We start from the raw sequence: 23,300 nt of genomic DNA on the forward strand, positions 1-23,300 counted from the left end.
CAATAATCAAAAATTTACTTATGAGCAACGAGCTACAAAACATAAAAAACCGCTTCGGAATTATCGGGAATTTTCCGGCACTCAACAGAGCCCTGGAAAAATCGATACAGGTTGCACCTACAGACATTTCCGTCCTTGTTATCGGAGAAAGTGGAGTAGGAAAAGAATTTATTCCGAAGATCATTCATTCAGAATCCAGAAGAAAACACCAGCCTTATATTGTAGTCAACTGTGGAGCTATTCCTGAAGGAACCATAGATTCAGAACTTTTTGGACACGAAAAAGGAGCTTTTACAGGAGCTACAGCTACCAGAAAAGGATATTTTGAGGTGGCAGATGGCGGAACAATCTTTTTGGATGAGGTAGGTGAGCTTCCTTTGCAGACCCAGGTTCGTCTTTTAAGAGTCCTGGAAAGCGGTGAATTTATGAAGGTAGGATCTTCACAGGTACAAAAGACCAATGTAAGAATTGTAGCAGCTACCAATGTCAACATGATGAAGGCTATTCATGATGGAAGGTTCCGTGAGGATCTCTATTACCGTTTGAATACCGTTCAGATTGATATGCCGCCTTTAAGAGAAAGAAAAGGAGATACTCATCTGTTGTTCAGGAAATTTGCCATCGATTTTGCAGAAAAATACAGAATGCCTGAACTGGAACTGGAGCAAAGTGCCGTTCATTATATAGAAAATTACTCTTTCCCAGGGAATATCCGTCAGTTAAGAAACCTTGTTGAACAGATGACCGTTGTGGAAAGGAACAGAAATATCACTGCAGAAAAACTTGCAGAATATATTCCGATGGAAACCCATCTTCCAATGGTGGTCAGCAATCAGAGTACACCAAAACCAAATGATTTTGGAAGTGAAAGAGAAATCATGTATAAAATTCTCTTTGATATGCGGAATGATATTAATGATTTAAAATCCTTAACTTCGGAATTAATAAAGAACAGAGGAACAGCAGATCTCAGCAATCATGAAAAAAATCTGATTAACAGAATTTATACCCCTGAAGCTCAGCCACAAATCAACTCAGGATCATTGCTGTATTTTGAGAATAATGAGGCGCCGACAGTACAAAACCCGACCATTATTTCAAGCCCGGATGATAGTTACGAAGATATCGAGGACATTGAAGTAGAGGAAAACAGACCAGAATCCCTTTCTCTTCAAAATAACGAAAAAGATTTGATTATCAAAGCGTTGGAAAAACATAAAGGAAGAAGGAACAGGGCAGCGGATGAGCTGGGTATTTCACAAAGAACTTTATATAGAAAAATAAAACAGTATAATCTGGAAGATTAGAAAAGCGCAATCAATCATGGATATAAATTTAAAACCAAAGCCGATTAATTTTAAATTCGGGGAATATATTAACAAAGGATTCGAACTTTTGAAGAAAGATTTCGGAAACGTATTTACCGCATTTTTAGTGTGCGTTGTGATGTCGATTATTCCTTTTTGCGGGTTATTAGGAATGGGTAATATGTATAGATATCTTCATAAAATCAATAAAAATCAGCCAGCAAGCCCGGGAGATATTTTTGATTTTAAAGACTTTATGCCTTACTTTATTCTACAGTTAATTGTTTTTGGAGGAGTTTTACTCATTTACATTCCATTGGTGATTGTATTGGCTTTAACAGGAGCATTGTCTAATAATGGGAATGATGCTGGGCTACTTGCAATGATTTTTATAATTCCTTATGTAGTTTTTATTATGGTAGCGGTCTACTATTTTGCACTGAAAGCATTCTACATCGTTCCATTAATCAGCCTTAAAGGAATTAAAGATATCAAAACAGCCTGGAATATTTCAAAAGTAATGACTAAAGGGAATCTTATAGCAATTCTTCTTTTTTCATTTGTAGTAAGCCTTTTGGCTCAGATTGGGTTTCTTGCTTGTGGGATTGGGATTTTTCTTACCATTCCATTAGCATATACTGCTAATTATTTTGCTTACGAAGATGCTATTCAACAGATTGAGTATGATGAAATCACTGAAATTGGATCTAAAAATGAATTTTAAAATTAAAAACATCCGTCTGAAACAGCCATTTTTGGTAGTGATGCTCTTTGCTCTGCTGGGAGTATTAAAGTCATGCTACAGCTTTACCGGATCATCTCTTACAGACGAGAAAACCGTCCAGATCAATGAGTTTCCAAACAATGCACCTCTTGTAAACCCTGCATTGTCACAACAGTTCTCTACAGATATTCAGAACAGGTTTTTACAGAGAACCACATTGAAAGGAACAAAATCAAATCCTGATATTCTGATAGAAGGTGAGATTACAGATTACTCTATTTCGCCTACTACGATCAGTTCCAATACCCAGACCAATCCGTCTGGCGGAGTAATACAACAGGCTCAGAATAGACTTACAATTACTGTAAAAGTACACTATGAAAATAAAGTACACCCGGATTCCAGTTTTGACAGAACCTATACGGATGAGGCTGCTTTTAACAGTAACTTATCTCAGAGTGATATCGAAAGTCAGCAAGTAAAAATTGTGACTGAGAGAATTATTAACAAGATTTTTAACGACATTGTAGCGAATTGGTAAGATGAATCCCAGAGTTTTAGAATTAATAAAAAATCCAAAAAATATTCAGTCAGAAGACCTTGGCCTTTTGAAGGAAGAGATTCATGCATTTCCCTATATTCAAAATATCAGGGCGCTTCATCTGTATGGAGTACACCTGTATGAGAAAGAAAATTATCAGAAAGAACTTTCTATTACAGCGGCTTATACCACTGATAAAAAAATTCTTTATCAACTGATAAACGGGAAGATTCAGCAGGAAGTAACTGAAGAGAAACCCTCTGTAATAGTGGCTGATAAGCCTGTTAAATATAATTATAATGTCAAGGGTTTCCCAATAAAAAGAGAAGAAACGGAGCCTTCTGTAAAAGCAGCAGCAGAAAAGGAAACATGCATATTGCCAACAAACCAGGAGGTTCAGCATATCTATGTAAACGGAGAAAGAAACAGAATTCTGTTTGAAGGTGAGGAAAACTTCCTTGATGAGAAAAATGCTGAAATAATTGATCTTGAATCTACATTAGAGTCAGGAACATTGGTCACTCAAAAATCCGAACCTGAAGTAAAAGAGGCAATTCAACAGGAAGTAGAAGAGGTACAGCAGGGAGCAGAAGAGAATGCAGGAGAAAACTTTACACCGGAAACGGTTGTTGAGGAAAACGAGATTACCTCAGAAGCTATAGAAGAAAAAGTAGAAGAAGACAAGAGCCTAAGCTTTGAGGAGACAAAATCCTTATTGACCGAAGCAGAGGTTAAAGAAAATATAGCTGAAGTTTCAGAAGAGGACGCTGAAGCTGTTGCGGATGAAGAAATTCCAGTTTCTAAAACTGAAAAAGAAGAGCCGGATGCCGAATTAAGTTTCCACGGAACAGATGCATTCCTGCCGGATGTTAAGATCCAGGGCACTAATGATAACATCACTGAAACAGTTGAAGTTCCTTTGTCTAATGTAAATAAGCATGAGGAGGAAATGAGACGTCTGATTGAGGAGGTTGAGAAAAAGATGAAGGAAACCAAATCTGCTCCTCAGGAAGAAGAAACAGAACCGAAAGCTGCTGAAGATCACGGGATAAGTTTTGCGGAAACTCAAAATTTCCACTTCTGGTCAACAGGAGAAGACAGTCCTGAACAGGCAGAGGTTAAAGAAGAAGAAGAACCACATGAAGAAGCGATTGAACAGCCGGAACCGGAAATAGAAGCTGCAAGAGAAGTTGCAGAAGAGTCCGTTCCTGAAGTTCAGACAGCCTGGAAGCCTATGAGCCTGGAATCTCATATACCTGATTCTTTGATTAATAAACCGGTAGTAGCCGTTGTTCCTGCCACAGCTATCCCTGTAGCAGCAGAAGCCCCTGTGGTAGAGCCAGAAGCAAAAAATATAGAGTCTGTTGAAGAAACGGAAGAAATAATAGAGCCTTCTGCTGAAGATATTTTGCCGGCTGTAGAAGAAGCTCAGGAATTATCGGAAGAAAAATCTGAGGATAGTTCAGAGGAGGTACAGGAAGCTCCTGAAACGGTTTCGCAGGAAAAGAAAGAAGAAGTTCCGGTGATGAATGTTTCATTCTTTGGTACGGATATTTCGAGCCTGAAGGTTGGAGAAGGACAGAAGGAAAAGAAAGAAGAGCCTGCAAAAGGAGAATCAATGAAGGATACAGTAGCGGAAAATACAGCTCAATCTTCAATTAACAGTAATGTTCCGGGGTTTATCAATACCTGGCAAAGCTGGTTGAAAATAGACCGAGTAGATGAAGTTGTAAAAGAAAAAGAGGAGATCAAAGAAAAGGCAATTGAAAACTTTATTGAAAACAATCCTAGAATCAGCCAGTTAAAAGAAGAAAGCTCTTATGTGGTGAAAGAAAAGAATGATGATATTTCCCACCTGATGACTGAGACATTGGCGAATCTTTATGTTGAACAGAAACTATACTCCAAAGCAATTAAAGCATTTGGAATACTGATCAAAAAATATCCGGAGAAGAAAGAATATTTCGAAACTAAAATTAAAGAGATCAAAGACTTTAGAAGTAAAAACTAAAATATAAAAGGTACAGAAGTAAAAGCTGTACCTTTTGTTTTATATTAATTTGAGGGCACTTTTTTGTTCCTAAGTTTTCTCCATGCTTTCCTTCCATAGACAATTACCAAAAACAATAAGATAATAGCCAGAACGGCGGCTATAATAGGCGCTACCATGGCAAGGATGGTCATAATGCCAGCTCCTGCTGTTTCGGTAGTTCCTACTACAGAATTACCCAATCCACCGGTAGTTGCCGTAGAAGCAGCCCGTATTCCTGCGAAACCTGAGCTGATGGTAGCTGCCGTTCCTCCACCCGCAATTAAAGCCAGGGCCCATTGCGGAAATGTTCCCAGTTCGGCAAACTGACTGGCAAATAAAACAGAGCCGGCCACTGTAGCCATCGGAATGGAGACCGTATCCAGTAAATGATCAATAAAAGGAATATAGTACGCCAGAATTTCAACCACTGTCGCAATACCTGTGGTGATTAATGTGGGCAAGCCCGCAAGCCATTCAAAATTTTCATTCATTGGAATCCAGTGAAAATAAGACGCCAGACTAACGGCAAACATGGGAAGAAAAACCCTGAAGCCTGTGGCTGCTGACAATCCAATGCCAATGAATGCACTGATGACATACGAAAGATAGGGAACTTGATCTAACATATTAATTTTCAGATTTATTGTTTCCTATAAAAATACAAAAAGTATGCGAGATTTGAAGGATTGTAAGGGGAGATTTGGGAATGGGATTACGAAGTATAAACTTCAAACGCTTCACAAGAATAAATTTGAATAATCAGCAAAGTCTGTGAAATATAGACTTTATAGAAACTTGTATCCGTAATCATCTGTGCCAATCTGTGTTATCAGTGGTGAGAAAAAATAAAATGAAGAATGAAATCTGTGAGAAATATTAACTACAGATTTTCACAGATTTCTATTGTAGATAAGTAATTAAATGAATAATCTGTCAGATTAAAATTACTTTTTCTGCGTTTCACAAAGCCTGATAAATTGTGCTTCCACTTCCTGAAATTTTGGAGGCATCTCAGAAGAAACCCAAAACAGCATTGCCATAGTCTTTTCTCCAAAAGCTTCTTTAAATAAATCCTTATTCAATCGATAACATTCCCTCAGTAACCTCTTGATACGGTTTCTGTGAACAGCTTTTTTAAAATATCTTTTAGAAACAGAAACACCAAGCTTTCCGTTTTCTACCGGGAGAGTAGGTTTGTCTTTCAGAATAATAATTCTCAGATTTCCGGAAGTTTTCCACTTACCCTTTTCAAAAAGCAAGCTGATCTCTGTATTTTTTTTGAGCTTTTCCGCCCTGGGGTATCTGGAATTCTGCATTAATCTTGTTTCAGTAAATGATTAATCACTTCAGCGGCAGCATAAAGCCCAAAAATGGCAGGCATATAGCTGATTGTTCCATAAAAAGATCTTTTATAATTGGTTCCGTCTGTCATTTTCAGACTTTCCTCATCCTGAATATCGTTGGCAAAAACACAACGTACCCCTTTGTCGATTTTTACTTTTCTCAGCCTTTTTCTTATCTGTCTTGCAAGGTGGCAATGCTCGGTTTTGCTGATGTCTCTCACCAATACCTTACTTGGATCGGTCTTTCCACCAGCTCCCATTGAGCTTATTATTTTTATTTTTTTTCTTTTAGCAGCTATAATTAAGCTTAATTTTGGAGTCACACTGTCTATACAATCCAACACATAATCAAATGGAGAAGAATCCATTACTTCATCCATTCTTTCAGGATTCAGAAACTCATTGATTTTAGTTAATTTAAGATCTGGATTGATGTCTAACAGCCTTTCAGCAACAACTTCCACTTTATGTTTTCCAACAGTGGACCTTAGAGCAGGGAGCTGTCTGTTTACATTGGTAATATCTACAGTATCACCGTCTACTATTGTCATACTCCCTACGCCGGCTCTAGCCAGAAATTCAGCAGCAAAGGAACCAACACCTCCTAATCCTACAACAAGAACAGTTGCTTTGTTCAATTTTTCCAAACCTTCTTCCTTAATGAGAAGTTCTGTTCTTTCCAGCCAGTATTTATCCATTTTTTATCGTGTGTAAGTTTTCTAAAATTTGTTCGTTGAGATCATCCAAAGAAATTCCTTTTATTTCCGAAACTTTCAGGTACAATTCTTCGATCTCAAAATCTTCATTGTCAGTTTCTAAAAAGAATTTGTCTAAGGGAGTAGTTTTTAAAATATCCTGCAAAGATAAATTATACAAAACAGCTTTTCCAAAACTCAGATAAAAATTATTGGCCAGAAGATCCTCTGCAATTTGCCGTTTTTTATTAAAACCATGGATGATCATAGGTTGTTCCGCCTTTTTTTTAAAAGAAATCACTTCGTAAAATTTTCTGACACAGTGTACAATAACAGGTTTCTTTACTTCATTGGAAATCCTAATCTGTTGTAAAAAGACTTCCTCCTGAATTTTCTGATCAGTTGGTACCAAAGAATCCAGGCCACATTCACCAATGGCAAAACAATTCTGAAACATCATATCCTTCATCCATACCATCTGATGGTCTATATCCGCAATATCAATGTCATTCGGGTGAATTCCTATTGAATAAGGGAAGTCCGGTGGAATTTGTTCAATATCCAAATTGTAAATTCCATTTCTGATGTTTTTTTTATGGTGATGAAAATCAAAAAATTTCATATTCAAAAATACGACTATTTGGAATTAATATAAAATTATTAAACGATCGTTTATAAATGTGTTAAAAATTTCTTAACTTTACTCAAAGTACACTTCATGAAAAAAAAATTTACTGAAAAACAGATTCACATCCTGGACATTGCAGAAGAATTGATTGCAAAGAAAGGGTACGAGGGAACTTCTGTAAGGGATATTTGCTCTAAGGCTAATATCAATGTCGCTATGATCTCCTATTACTTCGGTTCCAAGGAGAAAATGATGTCTTATCTCTATCAGTATAGAGTATTGAAGACCAGGGAAAATTTTTCAGAATTTGCGGATACCATTAAGGAAGGAAAGCCCGAAATGCAGATGCGCGAAATGATAAAATATATTGTTTCCCAGCTGTTCAAATACAATTATTTTCATGGGTTTGTTACTCAGGAACTCCGTCATACAGAGAATTTAAAAGACGAATTGCTGGATTTTTACCAGCTGTTTGTAAAAAAACTGGATGAAGTCATTAAAAAAGGAGTAGCCTCCGGAGTGTTTACTTTTACCCCAAAGCCGGAAGATATTCTTACGATGATTATTGGTTCTACCTTATTTGTGATCCGGAATAAAAATTTTTATGAACTTTACGTACCAAGCAAAAACGAAGAAGCCTATGCAAAAGAGGCTGAAAAGAAAGTGAGAATGAATCTTTTATTAAGTGTTTTTGCAATTTTAGGATACGCTGCAGACTAAAATTACGTTAAATATTCATAAAAAAAAATCTATTGACAAAAAAGTTATATTTTTGCAAATTAGTAAATCGGCTGTATAATCCGAAAACTGTTGAACTTTTTATATGAAAAAATATATTTTAGGTCTTTTCGCTGTAGCAGTGATGGCATCATGTGCTAGCCAGCAGGAAAGAGCAATGAAGAGTGCTGATAAAGATTTTATCTTAAAAGCCGCCAATGAAAACTTCGCCAAGAAAAAGTGGAAAAATGCGTTGGCTCTTTATGACAGACTTGCGAACCTTGTAGCAGGAACGGATGATTTCCCTAACGTAGGTTTCAATACAGCTTATGCCAATTACTATGATAAAAGTTACAAACTGGCTGGGCATCAGTTTAAAAACTTTGCTGTTAACTTTCCAAAAGACCCAAGAGCTGAAGAAGCGGCTTATATGTCTGCATTATGTTACTATGAGGGATCTATGGATTACAACCTGGATCAGTCGAGTACAGAACTGGCGATCAATGAGCTTCAGGACTTCCTGAATAACTATCCGAATTCAGAAAGATCAAAAAATATTACTCAGCTTATCGATGAGCTTTCATACAAGTTAGAGTTCAAAGCTTATGAAAACGGAAGACAGTACTTTAAAATGGGAGAATACAAAGCTGCTAATGTTGCTTTGGAAAATGTATTGGAAGATTTCCCGGGTACAAAACTTCGTCCGAAAATTTATGATTATATCATGAAGTCACGTTATGAGTTGGCATTAAAGTCAGTTTATAGTCTTAAGGATGAGCGTATTGAAAGCGCATTGACTTACGTGAGAATGGTTGAAAAAGAAATTCCTAATACAGAATACTCTAAGACCGCAACTGATCTGAGAGTAAAACTGGAAAAAGAAAAGCAAAATTTTGTAGTTGTTAAAAAAGAAACAGAAGCAAGAATTGCAACTTTAACTGCCAAACAGAAAAAAGAGGTTGAAAAGCTTGAAAGCCAGAATAAAAAAGAGCAGCAGATTAAAGATCAGATTAGCAACGAAAAGCAGGCAAAGCAGATGCAGAGGGATAGTGCAGCACTTCAGACCCCTCCACCTGCAGCGACTTTCAAAATTAAAAGATAATTCGTAAATTTGCCATCTTAAAATAAAAATAATTTTCTCAAAATGAGTGTAAAAGATACAAAAGCAGAAGTAAATACTATCACTTACGATAAAGATAAGATTGAAGATAAAGTAGGTTCAATCTATGAAGCTATTGTTATCATGGGAAAGAGAGCAGAGCAGATCAATGCGGAGATCCGTACGGAACTTCACAACAAATTAGATGAATTTGCCGTTCACAATTCTACATTAGAAGAAGTTTTCGAAAACAGAGAACAGATTGAGATCTCTAAGCATTACGAAAAACTTCCTAAGCCAACTTCAATTGCTATTGAAGAGTGGCTAAATGAAGACGTGTATTTCAGAAAAACAGAAGAAAGAAAGTAATCATCATCTGTCTTTTTATAAACAAAGGTCATAAAGGAATTAAGTTCTTTTATGACCTTTGGTGTTTTAAAACCCTGATTGTGGTAAAAAATAAGTATTTTAGTATTTCAAAAAAATTAAAGCTAAATGAGTGTTTCCGGTAAAAAGATCCTGATCGCTGTTTCTGGAGGAATTGCGGCTTACAAAGCTCACTTTCTGATAAGAGACTTTGTGAAAAAAGGAGCTGAAGTACAGGTGATAATGACCCCCGATGCAGAACATTTTGTAACCAAACTCAGTTTGGCTACTCTATCGAAAAAACCTGTTTATTCCGATTTTTATGGGGATAACGGAGCCTGGAACAGCCATGTAGAACTGGCTTTATGGGCAGATGTGATGATCGTGGCTCCCTGTACAGCCAATACTTTATCCAAAATGATTCACGGAATGTGCGATAATCTTGTTATCGCCACCTACATGTCTGCAAAATGCCCGGTGTTTATTGCGCCGGCGATGGATCTGGATATGTATGCACATCCTTCCACAAAGAAAAACTTAGAACTGGCAGAAAATTATGGACATATTATCATTCCTGCTGAAAGCGGAGAGTTGGCAAGTGGCCTGATCGGGCAGGGAAGAATGGCAGAGCCGGCAACTATTTTTAGTACCCTGGAGAATTATTTTTCAGCTCATACCGTTGAGAAAAGTCTTGACGGAAAAACGGTTTTAATTACTGCTGGTCCTACTTATGAAGCCATAGACCCGGTAAGGTTCATCGGAAATCATTCTTCCGGAAAAATGGGATTCTCTTTAGCTGAAGAAGCTTCAAAAAGAGGGGCAAAGGTTATTCTGATCTCGGGACCAAGCTCTCAAACCCTTACCGATAAAAGCATAGAACTGCATAAAGTGACCTCTGCAAAAGAAATGCTTGCCAAAGTATTTGAATTTTATGATAAAATCGATATTGGTATTGCAAGTGCTGCGGTAGCAGATTATGCACCAAAGGATATTGCCAAAGAGAAGATTAAAAAAAATGATGAAAATCTTACAATCGAATTAGTGAAAAATCCTGATATTCTTAAAACGATGGGTGAGAATAAAACCCATCAGTTTCTGGTAGGTTTTGCTTTGGAGACACAGAATGAAGAAGAAAACGCCAAAGGAAAACTGGAAAAGAAAAATCTTGATATGATTGTACTGAACTCTTTGCGCGATGAAGGAGCAGGCTTTAAAAACGATACCAATAAAATCAAGATATTCACCAAAACAGAGAAAAGAGAATTTGACCTGAAGTCGAAAGGGGATGTGGCAAAAGATATTCTCAACTTTGTTGAATCTCAGCTTTTAAAATAATTTTAATAAATTTCCGTTCTCAATTTTTAATAGACAATGAAAAAAATTATAAGTTTATTTTTTCTGTTATTTATCTGTAATCTTGGTTTTTCCCAGGAGTTGTTAGCAACCGTTCAGGTGAACTCCCAGCAGATAGGAGGAAGTAACCAGCAGGCGTTTAAAGCGTTGGAAAAGAGCCTTAGAGATTTTATCAATAATACCAGCTGGACAGGAAAGAAATTACAGAATTTTGAAAAGATCAAATGTGGGTTTTCCATTGTCATTGCTGAAAGAGATGTAAACAAATTCAAGGGAACCATTGTAATACAGGCAGTACGGCCGGTGTATAATACAACATATGAATCTCCTTTACTGAATCTTCAGGATCAGAGGTTCAGTTTCGAATATATTGAAAATGAAAACCTTATTTTCAATGAGAGACAGTTTTCCGGGAAAAACCTTACCGATGTAATAAGCTTCTATATTTATCTTATTTTGGGCTATGATGCAGACAGCTTCCAGTCTATGGGAGGAACTCAATGGTTTTCAAAAGCTCAACAGATCGCTCAGAATTCTCAGAACAGAAATTATGATGGCTGGAATACCGTCAATGAACCTAGAAGCCGTACCATACTGATCAACGAAATTCTGAATCCAAACTGGAACCAGTTGAGATCTACTATGTACACTTATCACAGATCCGGAATGGATAATCTTTTCAGCCAGGACCAGACTCCTGCTAAAAAAGTGATCTTTGATGGTCTGATGCAGCTTAAAACATATGAAAACTCTTTCCAGCAAGGATTTTTCTTCAATCTTTTCATGGATACAAAGAGTGATGAGATCTTCAATGTTTTCAATTCCGGAAACAATGGTGGGCTTATTCTTAATGATCTGAAGCAGACCATGATTATTCTTTCACCAAAAAATATTGATGGTAAGTGGAATAAATGGAAGTCATAGAATTTCTGCTGTGCGAAGAGGGATGCATGAAATAGATTTATTGTTTTTATAGGGTAAATGTTTTGGTTTTTTTATGTGTATTTGATATTGTTTTCTATATTTGTTATTATAATACTTAATTGTTACCAAATCTTAATATTATGAAATCTAAAATCAAAGTACAAAAATTAACCAGAGATCAGCAAAAAAACATTCTAGGTAGTGGCCCAATCTCATATGGATGTAGTGGCTGCTGCATGTGGGCAACTCAAGACGGTGTAAGAACGTGTGTAGGGTATTATCCTCCTAACAGAGATTGTACCTGCATGGTTTAAAATCTTGTATTGAGATGCATGGACGTGATCTCAATCATGCTATATAAAGACAGGAATTGTATCCGTCGTTGGCTGTAATTCTTAAAAGTAATCCTCAAGGGCCTCAAATAGCTTTAAGGATTACTTTTTTTAATATGTTTATTAGGTAGGTGAGATTGTTGTTTCAGGATCTCTAATGGTAAGGTTTCTGGATCAACTGCAAAAGAAAGATGATTCAAACGTTTTATTTTAGGAAGCTAAGATGTTTCGTGGATATATATCTTTCCTTAAGAATATGAGCTAAGATGCTAAAAACTGTATGTCAAATTAAATTCCATAAATACAAACAATATTATCTCCGGACTTTTGAGACTGATTCAGGTTTTCCCTGTTTCAATATGGAGATTTAAAAATTTCACAGGATTTGCTATTCTTAGATATTGAATACTGACTTCTAAAGTTCTATATTTGCATTTAAAGTAACCCGTCGTTTATCCATGCTTTCAAGAATTTACATTAAGAATTTTGCCCTGATTGATACCCTTGATGTATCATTAAATAACGGTCTTCAGGTAATTACCGGAGAAACCGGAGCTGGAAAATCCATCATTCTGGGTGCACTGCGTCTTATTCTGGGAGAAAGAGCAGATGTGAAATCCATATCAAAAGCAGAAGAAAAAAGTGTTGTAGAAACGGAGTTTGCATTGAACAATCAATTCAAGAAATTCTTTATTGAGAACGATCTGGATTATGAACTGCAAACCATCATCAGAAGAGAAATATTGCCATCAGGGAAATCCCGGGCATTTATCAATGATGTACCGGTAACACTGGATATCCTGAAAGAGTTGTCTTCTCAGTTAATTGATATTCATTCCCAGTTTGAAACTTCCAATCTTTTTACTTCAGAATATCAGTTTAAAATTATAGACGGGCTTTCTGAAAATAAAAAAATTATCGATGATTATCAACAGGCATTTTCAGCATTCCAGAATCTTAATACCTTACTTAAAAAGCTGAAAACACAACTTTCAGAGACCAATAAAGAAAGTGACTATAAAGATTTCTTACTCAACGAGCTTGAAGAATTGAAGCTTGATGATGTAGACTATGAAGATATTCAAAATCAGTTATCCATTCAGGAAAATGCAGGGATGATTTCTGAAAATGTAGGCCAGATCCTTTCGAGGTTTCATCAGGAAGAAATAGGAATTCTTTCATTTTTCAATGAGGCAAAAGCTAAACTTTCCAGAATTGCAGGTATTTCCACCAGTTTTGCTGAGCTGGATCAAAGACTTGAAACTTCATTTGTAGACTTGAAAGATATCATTTCTGAACTTGAACATGAAGCAGAAAAACTGGAGATCAATCCGGAAAACCTTCTTGTTCTTACTGAACTGAATAATAAGATCAATGCTTTATTCCTTAAACATAATGTTTCAGATATCAATGAACTGATCGAAATCAGAAATGAACTGGCAGGAGATCAAAGAGGAGCTTCAGAGTTGGAAGCACAAATCATTGAAACCGAAGAAAATATTGCTGAGAAAGAAAAATCCCTTCAGGTTCTTGCTGAAAAGCTTTCCAAAAACAGAAAGAAAAATGTTCCTGTCTTCATCAAAAAAGCAGAAGGATTACTTAAAAAGCTGGGACTTGAAAAAGCCAGAGTTGATATAGAATTGCAGGATGCAGAAGAATTTAACCAATTTGGAAAGGAAAATATTCAGCTTTTATTCCAGGCGAACTCAGGATTTCCTTTAAAACCAATCCAAACAGCCATTTCCGGAGGAGAAAGATCAAGGGTAATGTTGGCGGTGAAAAAGATCATTGCAGAAAGTGATGAATTACCCACATTGATTTTGGACGAAATTGATACCGGAGTTTCGGGAAAAGTAGCCGAAGAAATTGGAAATCTTATGCGTGAAATGTCTGAAGATATGCAGCTGATCGTTATTTCTCACCTCGCACAGGTTGCAGCCAAAGGAAATGATAATTACAAAGTGGTAAAACAGGATATTGCAGGGAAAACCCAATCTACCATCATTTCTTTAAGTGATGAAGAAAAGCTGAATGAAATTGCTCAGTTGCTTTCAGGAAGCAAAATTACTGAAGCAGCTCTTGCCCAGGCAAAAGAATTAATAGGATAGCCTTAATCAAAATAAAGAAAACGCCCCGGAATTTTCCGGGGCGTTTTGGTATTTAATCTATGTTTCTAAAATTATTTCAAGCTTCCTACCATATCTTCAGGTTTTACCCATTCATCAAACTGTTCAGCAGTTAGAAGACCAAGATTAATAGCTTCTTCTTTTAAAGTTGTGCCGTTTTTATGAGCAGTCTTCGCAATTTTTGCAGCATTTTCGTATCCGATATGAGTATTTAAGGCCGTTACCAGCATTAAAGATTTATCTACAAGTTCTTTAATTCTTTCATGATTTGGCTCAATACCTACAGCACAGTGGTCATTGAATGAAATACATGCATCAGCAATAAGTTGTGCAGATTGTAAGAAGTTGTAAGCCATTACCGGTTTGAAAACATTCAGCTCATAATTCCCTTGAGTTCCGGCAAATGAAATGGCAGTGTCATTTCCTAGAACTTGAGCACAAACCATTGTCAGAGCCTCATTTTGAGTAGGGTTTACTTTTCCGGGCATGATGGATGATCCCGGCTCATTTTCAGGAATATGGATCTCTCCGATTCCGGAACGTGGCCCCGATGCTAATAGTCTGATATCCTGAGCTATCTTGAATAGAGAAACGGCAAGTTGTTTTAAAGCACCATGGCTTTCAACGATCGCATCATGTGCGGCTAATGCTTCAAATTTATTCTCTGCAGTGATAAAAGGATGATTGGTGAATTTTGCAATATATTCAGCAACCTTTACATCATAACCATTCGGGGTATTTAAACCTGTGCCTACTGCGGTACCTCCCAATGCAAGCTCAGAAAGGTGGGGCAGGGTATTTTTTAAAGCTCTTAATCCAAATTCCAATTGGGCAACATAACCGGAGAATTCCTGTCCCAATGTAAGTGGAGTCGCGTCCATCAGGTGAGTTCTTCCGATTTTTACCACATCTTTGAAGGCTTGGGATTTTTCAGCAAGGGTATTTTTTAATTTTTCAACCGCCGGAATGGTTGCCTCTACTACTTTTTTATAAGCAGCAATATGCATGGCTGTTGGGTAAGTGTCATTGGATGACTGAGATTTATTCACATCATCATTCGGGTGAATTTCAGATTTTTCTCCCAAAGTTCCGCCATTGTTAACATGGGCGCGGTTGGAAACCACTTCATTCACATTCATGTTGGACTGCGTTCCCGAACCGGTCTGCCAGATGACCAAAGGAAACTGATCATTCAGTTTTCCTTCAAGGATTTCGTCACAAACTTTAGCGATCATATCTCTTTTTTCGGAAGGAAGCACTCCCAGATCAGCATTGGTATAGGCTGCTGCTTTCTTTAAATAAGCAAAAGCTTCAATAATCTCGTGAGGCATAGATCCTTCAGGACCAATTTTAAAATTATTTCTTGAACGTTCTGTCTGTGCACCCCAAAGCTTATCTGCAGGTACCTGCACTTCTCCCATGGTGTCTTTTTCTATTCTGTAATTCATTGTGGTTGAAATTTTATAGTCTTTTTACTTCTGAAGCCATTTTTACCTTTTATGGATTCATTATTGGATTAGCATAAAGGTACTTATAAACTCAAAAACTCGCAATTTATAATCATTATAAATATCAATTTTAATGACTGATTTTGCTCATCTTTTTTTAAAGGAAGCCGTATTTTTGTACAAACAAAAAATTGAATGGACTTTAGATATCAGGATCCGTATCCAATTCAGAAAGATGATACGGTGTATAAAAAGCTTACATCAGATTATGTAAAGGTTGAAAAACTGGGTGACAGAGAAATTTTAACAGTTGACCCAAAAGGATTGGAACTATTGGCTGAAGAAGCTATGGCAGACGTTTCTTTCATGTTGCGTTCTTCCCATCTGGAAAGCCTTAAAAGAATCATTGATGATCCTGAAGCTACCGACAATGACCGATTCGTTGCGTATAACTTGTTACAAAATGCTGCAGTAGCGGCTGAAGGAGCACTTCCTTCTTGCCAGGATACAGGAACAGCAATTGTAATGGGTAAAAAAGGAGAAAATGTATACACAGGAGTGGATGATGGTGAATTCTTAAGCCGTGGAATCTACAATACTTACCAAAAAAGAAACTTAAGATATTCTCAGGTTGTTCCTTTAACGATGTTTGATGAGAAAAACTCAGGATCAAACCTTCCGGCACAGATCGATATCTATGCTAAAAAAGGAGATTATTACGAATTCTTATTCCTAACAAAAGGGGGAGGTTCTGCAAATAAAACTTTCTTGTATCAAAAGACTAAATCTTTACTGAACGAGAAATCTCTGGAAGAATTCGTCAAAGAAAAGATTTCAGATCTTGGAACAGCTGCCTGCCCGCCTTATCACCTAGCATTAGTAATTGGAGGGACATCTGCTGAAGCGAACCTAGCCGCTGTAAAAAAAGCTTCTGCAAAATATTTTGACAACCTTCCAACTGAAGGTAATGAAGCAGGTCAGGCATTCAGAGATCTTGAATGGGAAGCCAAAGTTCAGAAAATCTGCCAGGAAAGTGCTATCGGAGCACAGTTTGGTGGAAAGTATCTTACACATGATGTAAGAGTAATCAGACTTCCTAGACACGCTGCTTCTTGTCCGGTAGGAATGGGCGTTTCTTGTTCAGCAGATAGAAATATCAAAGGAAAAATTACAAAAGAGGGTATCTTCCTTGAGCAATTGGAGGAGGATCCAAAAAGATTTTTACCAGCTACACCACCACATCTTGAAGAAGCGGTTGAAGTTAATCTGAATAAGCCAATGCCTGAAATACTGGCTGAGCTTTCAAAATATCCTATTAAGACAAGATTAAAACTTAACGGAACTTTGATCGTAGCAAGAGATATTGCTCACGCTAAGATTAAAGAAATCCTCGACAGTGGGAAACCAATGCCCGAATATTTCAAAAACCACCCGATCTATTATGCAGGGCCGGCAAAAACACCGGAAGGAATGGCTTCAGGAAGTTTCGGGCCTACTACAGCAGGAAGAATGGATGTGTATGTGGATGAATTCCAGAGTCATGGAGGAAGTATGATTATGCTGGCAAAAGGAAACAGAAGCAAAGATGTTGCTGATGCCTGTAACAAATACGGAGGGTTTTACCTTGGATCTATCGGTGGACCTGCAGCTATCCTGGCAAAAGATAATATTGTATCTGTAGATGTAGTAGACTTCCCTGAACTGGGAATGGAAGCAGTAAGAAAAATCGAAGTAAAAGACTTCCCGGCGTTCATCATTACTGATGATAAAGGAAATGATTTCTTCGCTGACCTTGCCCATTAATCAGAATAAAAAGACCTTGAGAGTGGAGATATAAGATGTTGTATAAGTCTTAAATCTCCTGTCTCATAGGCTTGAAATCTATATAGAATTAAAATAAATTAAAAAATAGAGCCAGTATCTTTTGTGTAAAAAGGAAAAAAGCTTTATTTTTGCCTAAAATCTTTAAGAGAATGATAACTATTTTATCAGCATTTTGGCCGTTCTACCAGTTCCTTTGGACAGTATTTTTCATTACTATGTTTTTAGTAGGGTTCTGGTGTATTTTTATGTTCTTCGGATTAGTAATCCCAATGTGGCTAACTGAAGGTTTGAAAGAGTACTTCGGAAAAGTGAAGCCTTTCGATCCTGAAGATATCAGAAGAAAGCTTATTACTGAGCAGGAAGGTGTAGAGACTATCTATAGCCAGCCTAAAGGAAACGGACCTTTCCTTCACGATCACGGACATCATCATTAATTGATTGTCATTGCTTTTTCACCTGAATTCTGAAAAAGTAATATCAAAGCAAAACAACATATATAAACCGCTTAATTTTTTTAAGCGGTTTTTCTATTTATTGTTCCTAAGATGTTCCGGTGATATTCCAAACTTCTTTTTAAAGGCCCTGGTGAAATTCTGCAGGTATTCATAGCCGCATTCAATGGCAATCTCTTTTATCATAATGTCTTTGTCTGTAATAAGTTTTCGGGCTTTCAGCATTCTGAGTTCAGAAATGTAATGGGCAATCGTTGTGTGATATTCCGCTTTAAATTCCTTCCTGATAAGGTTTTGATTTATACCGATCAGCTTTCCGATTTCTTCTGCTTTTATATTCCGGTGATAATTTTCATCAATGAATCTTTTTATCATTTCGGGAGTTTTTGAAGTTGCCTCCATTCTGTTTTCTTCATTGAACTGTTCAAAAATGAGGATAAGGAGCTTGATGATCTTTGCTTCAATGAATAGTTTCTGCATCACTCCCTTTTTAGAATAGCTTAATATCTCCTTTACAATGATATGCATTTCAACAGTCATGGTAGGAGGTGTAGTTTCCTGAAGAAAGATAAAGTGATTATGGATCATGTTTTTCAGAATTTCCTCACCTTCTCTGTTAGATTTCGGGTTGATAAGATTTGAAATATATTGATATTGAAGCTGAATATGAAGGTATTTCAGTTGCTCATCACTATCTGTCCATATTTCTGCCTTACTTTTCTGAGGTGAATAGTAAAGAATATACTGATTCTTGTTAAATAAGAATGCTTCAGCACAGTTATGAGCCTTTAGATGAATATCCGGACTTAATAAAAAAAGGAGATTGAAACCTGATGTCCTTTCTAAAAGGTCCGTTTTTGAAAACCTTTCTGCATTTGGTGCGTTCTGAACGACGATTTCAATGTTTTCAGAACTGAACACAATTTCATTTTTCGGTTGATTCCCCATACAACACTCTTTTACAGCCATAGTACCACTTAAAGCACGCTTCATAGGATAACTAAAAGTTGGGAAATGATAACCCGGAATTAATTACGTAAGGTACTTTTGTGCAAAATTAAATTAAATTTAGAATAAATAAAAATAATATTAATGATTGAAGATTTATATTTTGCAGTGCGAAATCTGGGAATAGGGATATTGCTGTTGACAGGAAGTGCATTGAATGCCCAGCAAACCTGTACTAATACAAATCCTGGAGGTAATCCTGGTGATATTGGGTGTGTGAGCTTTACTTATCATGGGCAAGCAATCACTTATACTACAGTAAGGTCAGCGGATGGAAATATCTGGCTTCAGCAAAACTTAGGAAGTGAAAGAGTTGCAGAATCTATGGATGACGAAAAATCATACGGGGATCTGTTTCAATGGGGAAGATGGGATGACGGGCATCAATTGCGAACATCTTCCACAACCTCAGCTCCTTCTGTCAATTCTCCGGATGGCTTACAGGGAAGTTCTTTTATTACAGGATCTCCTGCGTGGTGGTCAACGAATGGACTTAGTGATCAATGGACAGGTACGGGGTTCTCAGAAATAACAGAGACTGTTGGAGTTGATCCATGTATGGCAATAGGTGATGGCTGGAGATTACCTACCCAGGCAGATTGGGCAGATATTGTTCAGGCAGAGGGAATTCACTCACCTTCAAAAGCCTATGATGGAAATTTGAAATTACCAATGGGAGGTTTTCGTGGTTCCTCAGATGGAGGTTTTACTTCTGCCGGGCAAAAAGGATACTTCTGGAGTTCTACTCCTACGGGAATTGGAGGGAAATATCTGTATATAGGAACTACGGTGACGAATGCCTCTGCAGGAGCTCCAAGAGGACAGGGGGCTTCAGTAAGATGTATGAAAGTAGCATCAGAATTAGGAACTTCAGATATCAATCTCAAGAAAAAGACTGTTGAGGTTTTCCCAAACCCGGTAAAAGGAATCCTTACCGTTAAAAGTGATTCTGTGATTGAAGGAATAAAGATAATCAATGCCGTTGGGCAGAGTTTAGGAAATTCGTTTTCAAATAATCAGATTGATATGAATAATCTTCCCTCAGGCTTATATATGATAGAATTAAAATTAAAGAACGGAGAATCTGTGGTAAAGAAAATTATGAAAAATTAATTTTTTTTAACATTTAAATCAATATATCTGATTGATTTCCGTTACATACAATAGTTCATTACAATTACTTTTATTGAAAGGCTCATGGAATTTTTTCATGGGCCTTTTTTATGATTTATTGATACTTCTTTCCTTAAAATAGAATAAATTCCTCATGGTGAAGAAAAATTAATATTATATTCGATAAAAATAAAGATATGAAAAATTTCTATTCCGTTGTTTTACTATTCATTACAATGGTTGTTTTTGGGCAGATTAACTATACGGTTTCACCCAATCCGTTTAATGAAACAGATACAGTTACCCTTACAGTTCCTGGTGATCAGATAGATGAATCAGCCTGGGGAGTAACCAATAATTCAATTTATATCTGGTCCTGGTCATTCGATACCAATTATCAGAACAGTCAGGATTGTCCAACCAACGGAAGCTGGAATAATTCTAATGATTTAAATAAGCTTACTTATAATGATGTAACAGATACCTATTCTCTGACATTGACGCCTACTGCTTTTTTTGGAAGAACAGGAATCGGAAGGTTTGGATTTTTATTAAAAGATAAAACCGGATTACATCAGACTTCACCCGATATTTTTGTCAATGTAGGAGTCCTGAACTTAAGTTTGACCAATCCTACAGCAAATAGCCTTACAACAGTTCCTGCAGGAAATTCAATCAATATCACTGCAACAACGAATGTGAATGCTACTTTCCAGCTTAAAGCCAACGGAGCAGTAGTCAACTCTACATCTACATCCTCTCAGTCTTATTCTTACAATTATATAGTTTCAGAGGATAGTAATATGGAACTTGTTGCTATGGAAGGAAGCCTTTCTAAAAATGCGACATTCATGTTGCAGGTTCCCAGAAATGTGGTTTCTGAAGCCATTCCGAACTGGATCAGACAGGGAATAAATTATGATCCGGCAGATCAGACTAAAGTTGGATTAGCTCTTTATGCACCTCACAAAAACTTTATTCACGTGATCGGAAGTTTCAATAATTGGGTGGTGAATGATACCTACCTGATGAAACGGGATACTGCCAACCCGGATCTTTACTGGATAGAGCTGAACGGATTGACTGCACAGCAGCTTTATACATTTCAGTACAGGACTAATGATTTGAGAAAAGTAGCTGATCCTTATTCTTCTCAGATTTTATCTTCTTATGATGATCAGTGGATTTCAGCTTCCACTTATCCTAATCTTCCTGCATTTCCAGCCGGACAGGGTTTTGAAGTTTCAACATTCAAAACAGGGCAGACTCCTTACAACTGGCAGGCGACCAATTTTCAAAGACCTGCAAAGGAAGATCTTGTGGTGTATGAACTGCTGCTAAGAGATTTTACACAGGAAAAAAACTGGCAGTCCCTGATCAACAAAATCTCTTATTTAAAAAACTTAAAGATCAATGCCATTGAATTGCTTCCGATTATGGAATTTGACGGAAACCTTTCATGGGGATACAATACTTCTTTTCATTATGCTTTAGATAAAGCTTATGGAACGCCGGAGAAATTCAAAGAATTTGTTGATCTGTGCCATCAGAATGGGATTGCTGTCATTCTTGATGTCGCTTTTAACCATGCAACAGGACGTTCTCCCTTGGCGAGACTTTGGAATATAGATCCGGACGGTGATGGTTACGGTGATGTGGCAGCTAATAACCCTTATTTTAATCAGGTTCCGAAACATTCTTATAATGTTTTTAATGATTTTAACCATACAAGTCCTTCAACTCAATATTACGTTGAAAGATGTCTTCAGCAGTGGCTCACAGAATATCATATTGATGGATTCCGTTGGGATTTAACGAAAGGTTTCACCCAAAACTGTTCTGAAAACGATGAAAACTGTACCAATGCCTATCAGCAGGATAGAGTGGATATTATGAAGAATTATGCGGATAAACAATGGGCAATTGACCCTAATTCTTATATGATATTTGAACATCTGGGAACAGATCAGGAAGAACAGCAATGGGCAAATTATAGAGTAGCAGAAGGAAAAGGAGTAATGCTTTGGAATAAACAGACAGAACCCTATAATCAGAATACAATGGGATATAAAGAAAACAGCAGTTACGACCGTATGAATCACAATCTTCATGGTTTTGCAGAAATGCGTGCAGTAGGATATGGTGAGAGTCATGATGAAGAAAGACTGATGTTTAAAAACCTGGCTTATGGAGCTGTTAATGGAAGTTACAGTGTGAAGAACTTGAATACGGCTTTAGAAAGAATGAAAACATTCGGAGCAACATTCTTTACCATTCCCGGTCCAAAAATGATCTGGCAGTTTGGAGAGCTGGGTTATGAATTCAGTATCAACAGGTGTGCGGATGGAAGCATCAACAACGGCTGTAGAACTGATGAAAAGCCTGTTGCGTTTACCTTAGGATATGATACTGATGCCAATAGAAAAGCAGTTTATGATACTTGGTCGAAGATTATCGATATCAGAAATACCAACCCTGTATTCAAATCAAAAACATACAGTATAGAATCAAATAATCTGGCCAACGATCCGGATGGATTGATCACGAGAATCTATGTCTATGACAACACTATTAACGGAATGAAAAATGTAGTAGTTCTTGCCAATTATTCCACTTCTGTACAAAATGTAATTCCTTATTTCCCTTACGTTGGGCAATGGAAAAATTTGATGGATGATACCTTTTCAAATATTAGCTCTACAATTGCTCCGATTACTTTACAGCCAGGAGAATTCAGAATTTTTGGAAATTCTGCCGGAACTTTATCTACTTCTGATGTGAATGCTACCAACAAACTATCTCTTCAGATTGCTGATAACCCCATTAAAAATGGCTCTGCAAAATTAATTTTTAATAAAGCTAAAAATGGAGAAATTCTTATTTTCGATATGAGTGGTAAAAAACTGGACGCATTCAAACTGGATAAAGAAAACGGAAACTATGAGCTGAAGGTTAATTATCCACGGGGAACCTATCTGGTTCATCTGAAATCAGAAACCGGAGTGGCTATTCAAAAGATGATTGTCAAATAAATACAAAGGCAAATTTGCAGACCTGCAGATTTGCCTTTTTTCTTTTGGGTGATTCTTCAATTTTTGCAGATTTGAAAAATTAGTCTACCTTTGCACTAGATTTATCAAGAAAGGTGGAGGGATTTGGCCCAATGAAACCTTAGCAACCTACACGATTCCAAAAGTGTAAAGGTGCTAATTCCAACCCGATGGGGAGATAAGTGAAGTCAATATTTCTTATATGAATTCCATTTCTT

Annotated in this window: 21 protein-coding genes and 1 riboswitch; of the genes, 15 read left to right on the plus strand and 6 right to left on the minus strand. The window is 36.9% G+C overall.

Annotated elements, in window-relative coordinates; genetic code table 11:
* Positions 1 to 20 precede the first annotated feature (20 nt).
* The 4 genes from M2372_RS14795 to M2372_RS14810 are packed head-to-tail and all read left to right on the plus strand — an operon-like array spanning position 21 to position 4,583.
* Complete coding sequence (locus M2372_RS14795) at positions 21 to 1,307, plus strand: sigma-54-dependent Fis family transcriptional regulator (protein ID WP_123321019.1); 1,287 nt, start codon at positions 21 to 23, stop codon at positions 1,305 to 1,307.
* 16 nt (positions 1,308 to 1,323) lie between these two features.
* Positions 1,324 to 2,031, plus strand: a complete 708-nt coding sequence (locus tag M2372_RS14800) for a hypothetical protein (RefSeq protein WP_123321020.1) — start codon at positions 1,324 to 1,326, stop codon at positions 2,029 to 2,031.
* Positions 2,021 to 2,572, plus strand: a complete 552-nt coding sequence (locus M2372_RS14805) for an LptE family protein (protein ID WP_123321160.1) — start codon at positions 2,021 to 2,023, stop codon at positions 2,570 to 2,572. Before M2372_RS14800 ends, M2372_RS14805 begins: the two co-directional genes overlap by 11 nt.
* Before the next feature lies 1 nt (position 2,573).
* Entirely contained in the window at positions 2,574 to 4,583 is a 2,010-nt protein-coding gene (locus M2372_RS14810; RefSeq protein WP_123321021.1) for a hypothetical protein, read from the plus strand.
* A 44-nt stretch (positions 4,584 to 4,627) separates the two neighbouring features.
* Here the strand turns inward: M2372_RS14810 and M2372_RS14815 are convergent, their stop codons facing one another.
* The 4 genes from M2372_RS14815 to M2372_RS14830 form a co-directional block, all read right to left on the minus strand.
* Positions 4,628 to 5,230: a DUF4126 domain-containing protein gene (locus M2372_RS14815; protein ID WP_115969710.1), complete on the minus strand. Its 603-nt coding sequence runs from the start codon at positions 5,228 to 5,230 to the stop codon at positions 4,628 to 4,630.
* 318 nt (positions 5,231 to 5,548) lie between these two features.
* Positions 5,549 to 5,920, minus strand: a complete 372-nt coding sequence (rnpA, locus tag M2372_RS14820) for a ribonuclease P protein component (RefSeq protein WP_115969711.1) — start codon at positions 5,918 to 5,920, stop codon at positions 5,549 to 5,551.
* Entirely contained in the window at positions 5,920 to 6,645 is a 726-nt protein-coding gene (locus tag M2372_RS14825) for a ThiF family adenylyltransferase (RefSeq protein ID WP_115969712.1), read from the minus strand. The genes rnpA and M2372_RS14825 overlap by 1 nt, the downstream gene beginning before the upstream one ends.
* Positions 6,638 to 7,264 carry a TatD family hydrolase gene (locus M2372_RS14830; protein WP_123321022.1) on the minus strand — a complete coding sequence of 209 codons (627 nt, stop codon included), beginning with the start codon at positions 7,262 to 7,264 and terminating at the stop codon, positions 6,638 to 6,640. The genes M2372_RS14825 and M2372_RS14830 overlap by 8 nt, the downstream gene beginning before the upstream one ends.
* 96 nt (positions 7,265 to 7,360) lie before the next feature.
* Between M2372_RS14830 and M2372_RS14835 the strand changes: the two genes are divergently transcribed.
* The 7 genes from M2372_RS14835 to M2372_RS14865 all read left to right on the plus strand — a co-directional run bounded on the left by M2372_RS14835 (position 7,361) and on the right by M2372_RS14865 (position 14,169).
* Complete coding sequence (locus M2372_RS14835; RefSeq protein ID WP_066693165.1) at positions 7,361 to 7,990, plus strand: TetR/AcrR family transcriptional regulator; 630 nt, start codon at positions 7,361 to 7,363, stop codon at positions 7,988 to 7,990.
* A gap of 103 nt (positions 7,991 to 8,093) precedes the next feature.
* Positions 8,094 to 9,089, plus strand: a complete 996-nt coding sequence (locus M2372_RS14840) for an outer membrane protein assembly factor BamD (RefSeq protein ID WP_115969714.1) — start codon at positions 8,094 to 8,096, stop codon at positions 9,087 to 9,089.
* A 42-nt stretch (positions 9,090 to 9,131) separates the two neighbouring features.
* Positions 9,132 to 9,455 carry a DNA-directed RNA polymerase subunit omega gene (locus M2372_RS14845; protein ID WP_034681463.1) on the plus strand — a complete coding sequence of 108 codons (324 nt, stop codon included), beginning with the start codon at positions 9,132 to 9,134 and terminating at the stop codon, positions 9,453 to 9,455.
* A gap of 126 nt (positions 9,456 to 9,581) precedes the next feature.
* The gene (gene coaBC / locus M2372_RS14850) at positions 9,582 to 10,787 is read left to right on the plus strand and encodes a bifunctional phosphopantothenoylcysteine decarboxylase/phosphopantothenate--cysteine ligase CoaBC (RefSeq protein ID WP_123321023.1); all 1,206 of its coding nucleotides are present in this window, start codon (positions 9,582 to 9,584) and stop codon (positions 10,785 to 10,787) included.
* 36 nt (positions 10,788 to 10,823) lie between these two features.
* A complete protein-coding gene (locus M2372_RS14855; protein ID WP_123321024.1) occupies positions 10,824 to 11,729 on the plus strand; it encodes a DUF4835 family protein in 906 nt (301 codons plus the stop codon).
* 140 nt (positions 11,730 to 11,869) lie between these two features.
* Positions 11,870 to 12,043 carry a hypothetical protein gene (locus tag M2372_RS14860; RefSeq protein WP_165852180.1) on the plus strand — a complete coding sequence of 58 codons (174 nt, stop codon included), beginning with the start codon at positions 11,870 to 11,872 and terminating at the stop codon, positions 12,041 to 12,043.
* 476 nt (positions 12,044 to 12,519) lie between these two features.
* Positions 12,520 to 14,169 carry a DNA repair protein RecN gene (locus M2372_RS14865; RefSeq protein ID WP_123321025.1) on the plus strand — a complete coding sequence of 550 codons (1,650 nt, stop codon included), beginning with the start codon at positions 12,520 to 12,522 and terminating at the stop codon, positions 14,167 to 14,169.
* 71 nt (positions 14,170 to 14,240) lie between these two features.
* Here M2372_RS14865 and fumC read toward each other — a convergent pair whose 3' ends face one another.
* Positions 14,241 to 15,635 carry a class II fumarate hydratase gene (gene fumC / locus M2372_RS14870; protein WP_123321026.1) on the minus strand — a complete coding sequence of 465 codons (1,395 nt, stop codon included), beginning with the start codon at positions 15,633 to 15,635 and terminating at the stop codon, positions 14,241 to 14,243.
* Between the two features lie 195 nt (positions 15,636 to 15,830).
* Here fumC and M2372_RS14875 point away from each other — a divergent pair, with 195 nt between their 5' ends.
* Positions 15,831 to 17,438: a fumarate hydratase gene (locus M2372_RS14875; RefSeq protein ID WP_123321027.1), complete on the plus strand. Its 1,608-nt coding sequence runs from the start codon at positions 15,831 to 15,833 to the stop codon at positions 17,436 to 17,438.
* Positions 17,439 to 17,608: 170 nt separating this feature from the next.
* Complete coding sequence (locus tag M2372_RS14880; protein WP_181575077.1) at positions 17,609 to 17,893, plus strand: hypothetical protein; 285 nt, start codon at positions 17,609 to 17,611, stop codon at positions 17,891 to 17,893.
* 93 nt (positions 17,894 to 17,986) lie between these two features.
* Here the strand turns inward: M2372_RS14880 and M2372_RS14885 are convergent, their stop codons facing one another.
* Complete coding sequence (locus tag M2372_RS14885) at positions 17,987 to 18,904, minus strand: AraC family transcriptional regulator (RefSeq protein ID WP_123321028.1); 918 nt, start codon at positions 18,902 to 18,904, stop codon at positions 17,987 to 17,989.
* A gap of 99 nt (positions 18,905 to 19,003) precedes the next feature.
* On the opposite strand from M2372_RS14885, the gene M2372_RS14890 reads away from it, so the two are divergent.
* Both M2372_RS14890 and M2372_RS14895 read left to right on the plus strand, forming a co-directional pair.
* A complete protein-coding gene (locus M2372_RS14890) occupies positions 19,004 to 20,032 on the plus strand; it encodes a T9SS type A sorting domain-containing protein (RefSeq protein WP_123321029.1) in 1,029 nt (342 codons plus the stop codon).
* A gap of 197 nt (positions 20,033 to 20,229) precedes the next feature.
* Positions 20,230 to 23,064 (plus strand): alpha-amylase family glycosyl hydrolase, encoded by a 2,835-nt coding sequence (locus tag M2372_RS14895; RefSeq protein ID WP_123321030.1) that lies wholly within the window; start codon positions 20,230 to 20,232, stop codon positions 23,062 to 23,064.
* Positions 23,065 to 23,162: 98 nt separating this feature from the next.
* A riboswitch (SAM riboswitch) is annotated at positions 23,163 to 23,267 on the plus strand.
* Positions 23,268 to 23,300 lie beyond the last annotated feature (33 nt).

Source organism: Chryseobacterium sp. BIGb0232 (assembly GCF_024810195.1).
Classification (GTDB): domain Bacteria; phylum Bacteroidota; class Bacteroidia; order Flavobacteriales; family Weeksellaceae; genus Chryseobacterium; species Chryseobacterium pennae.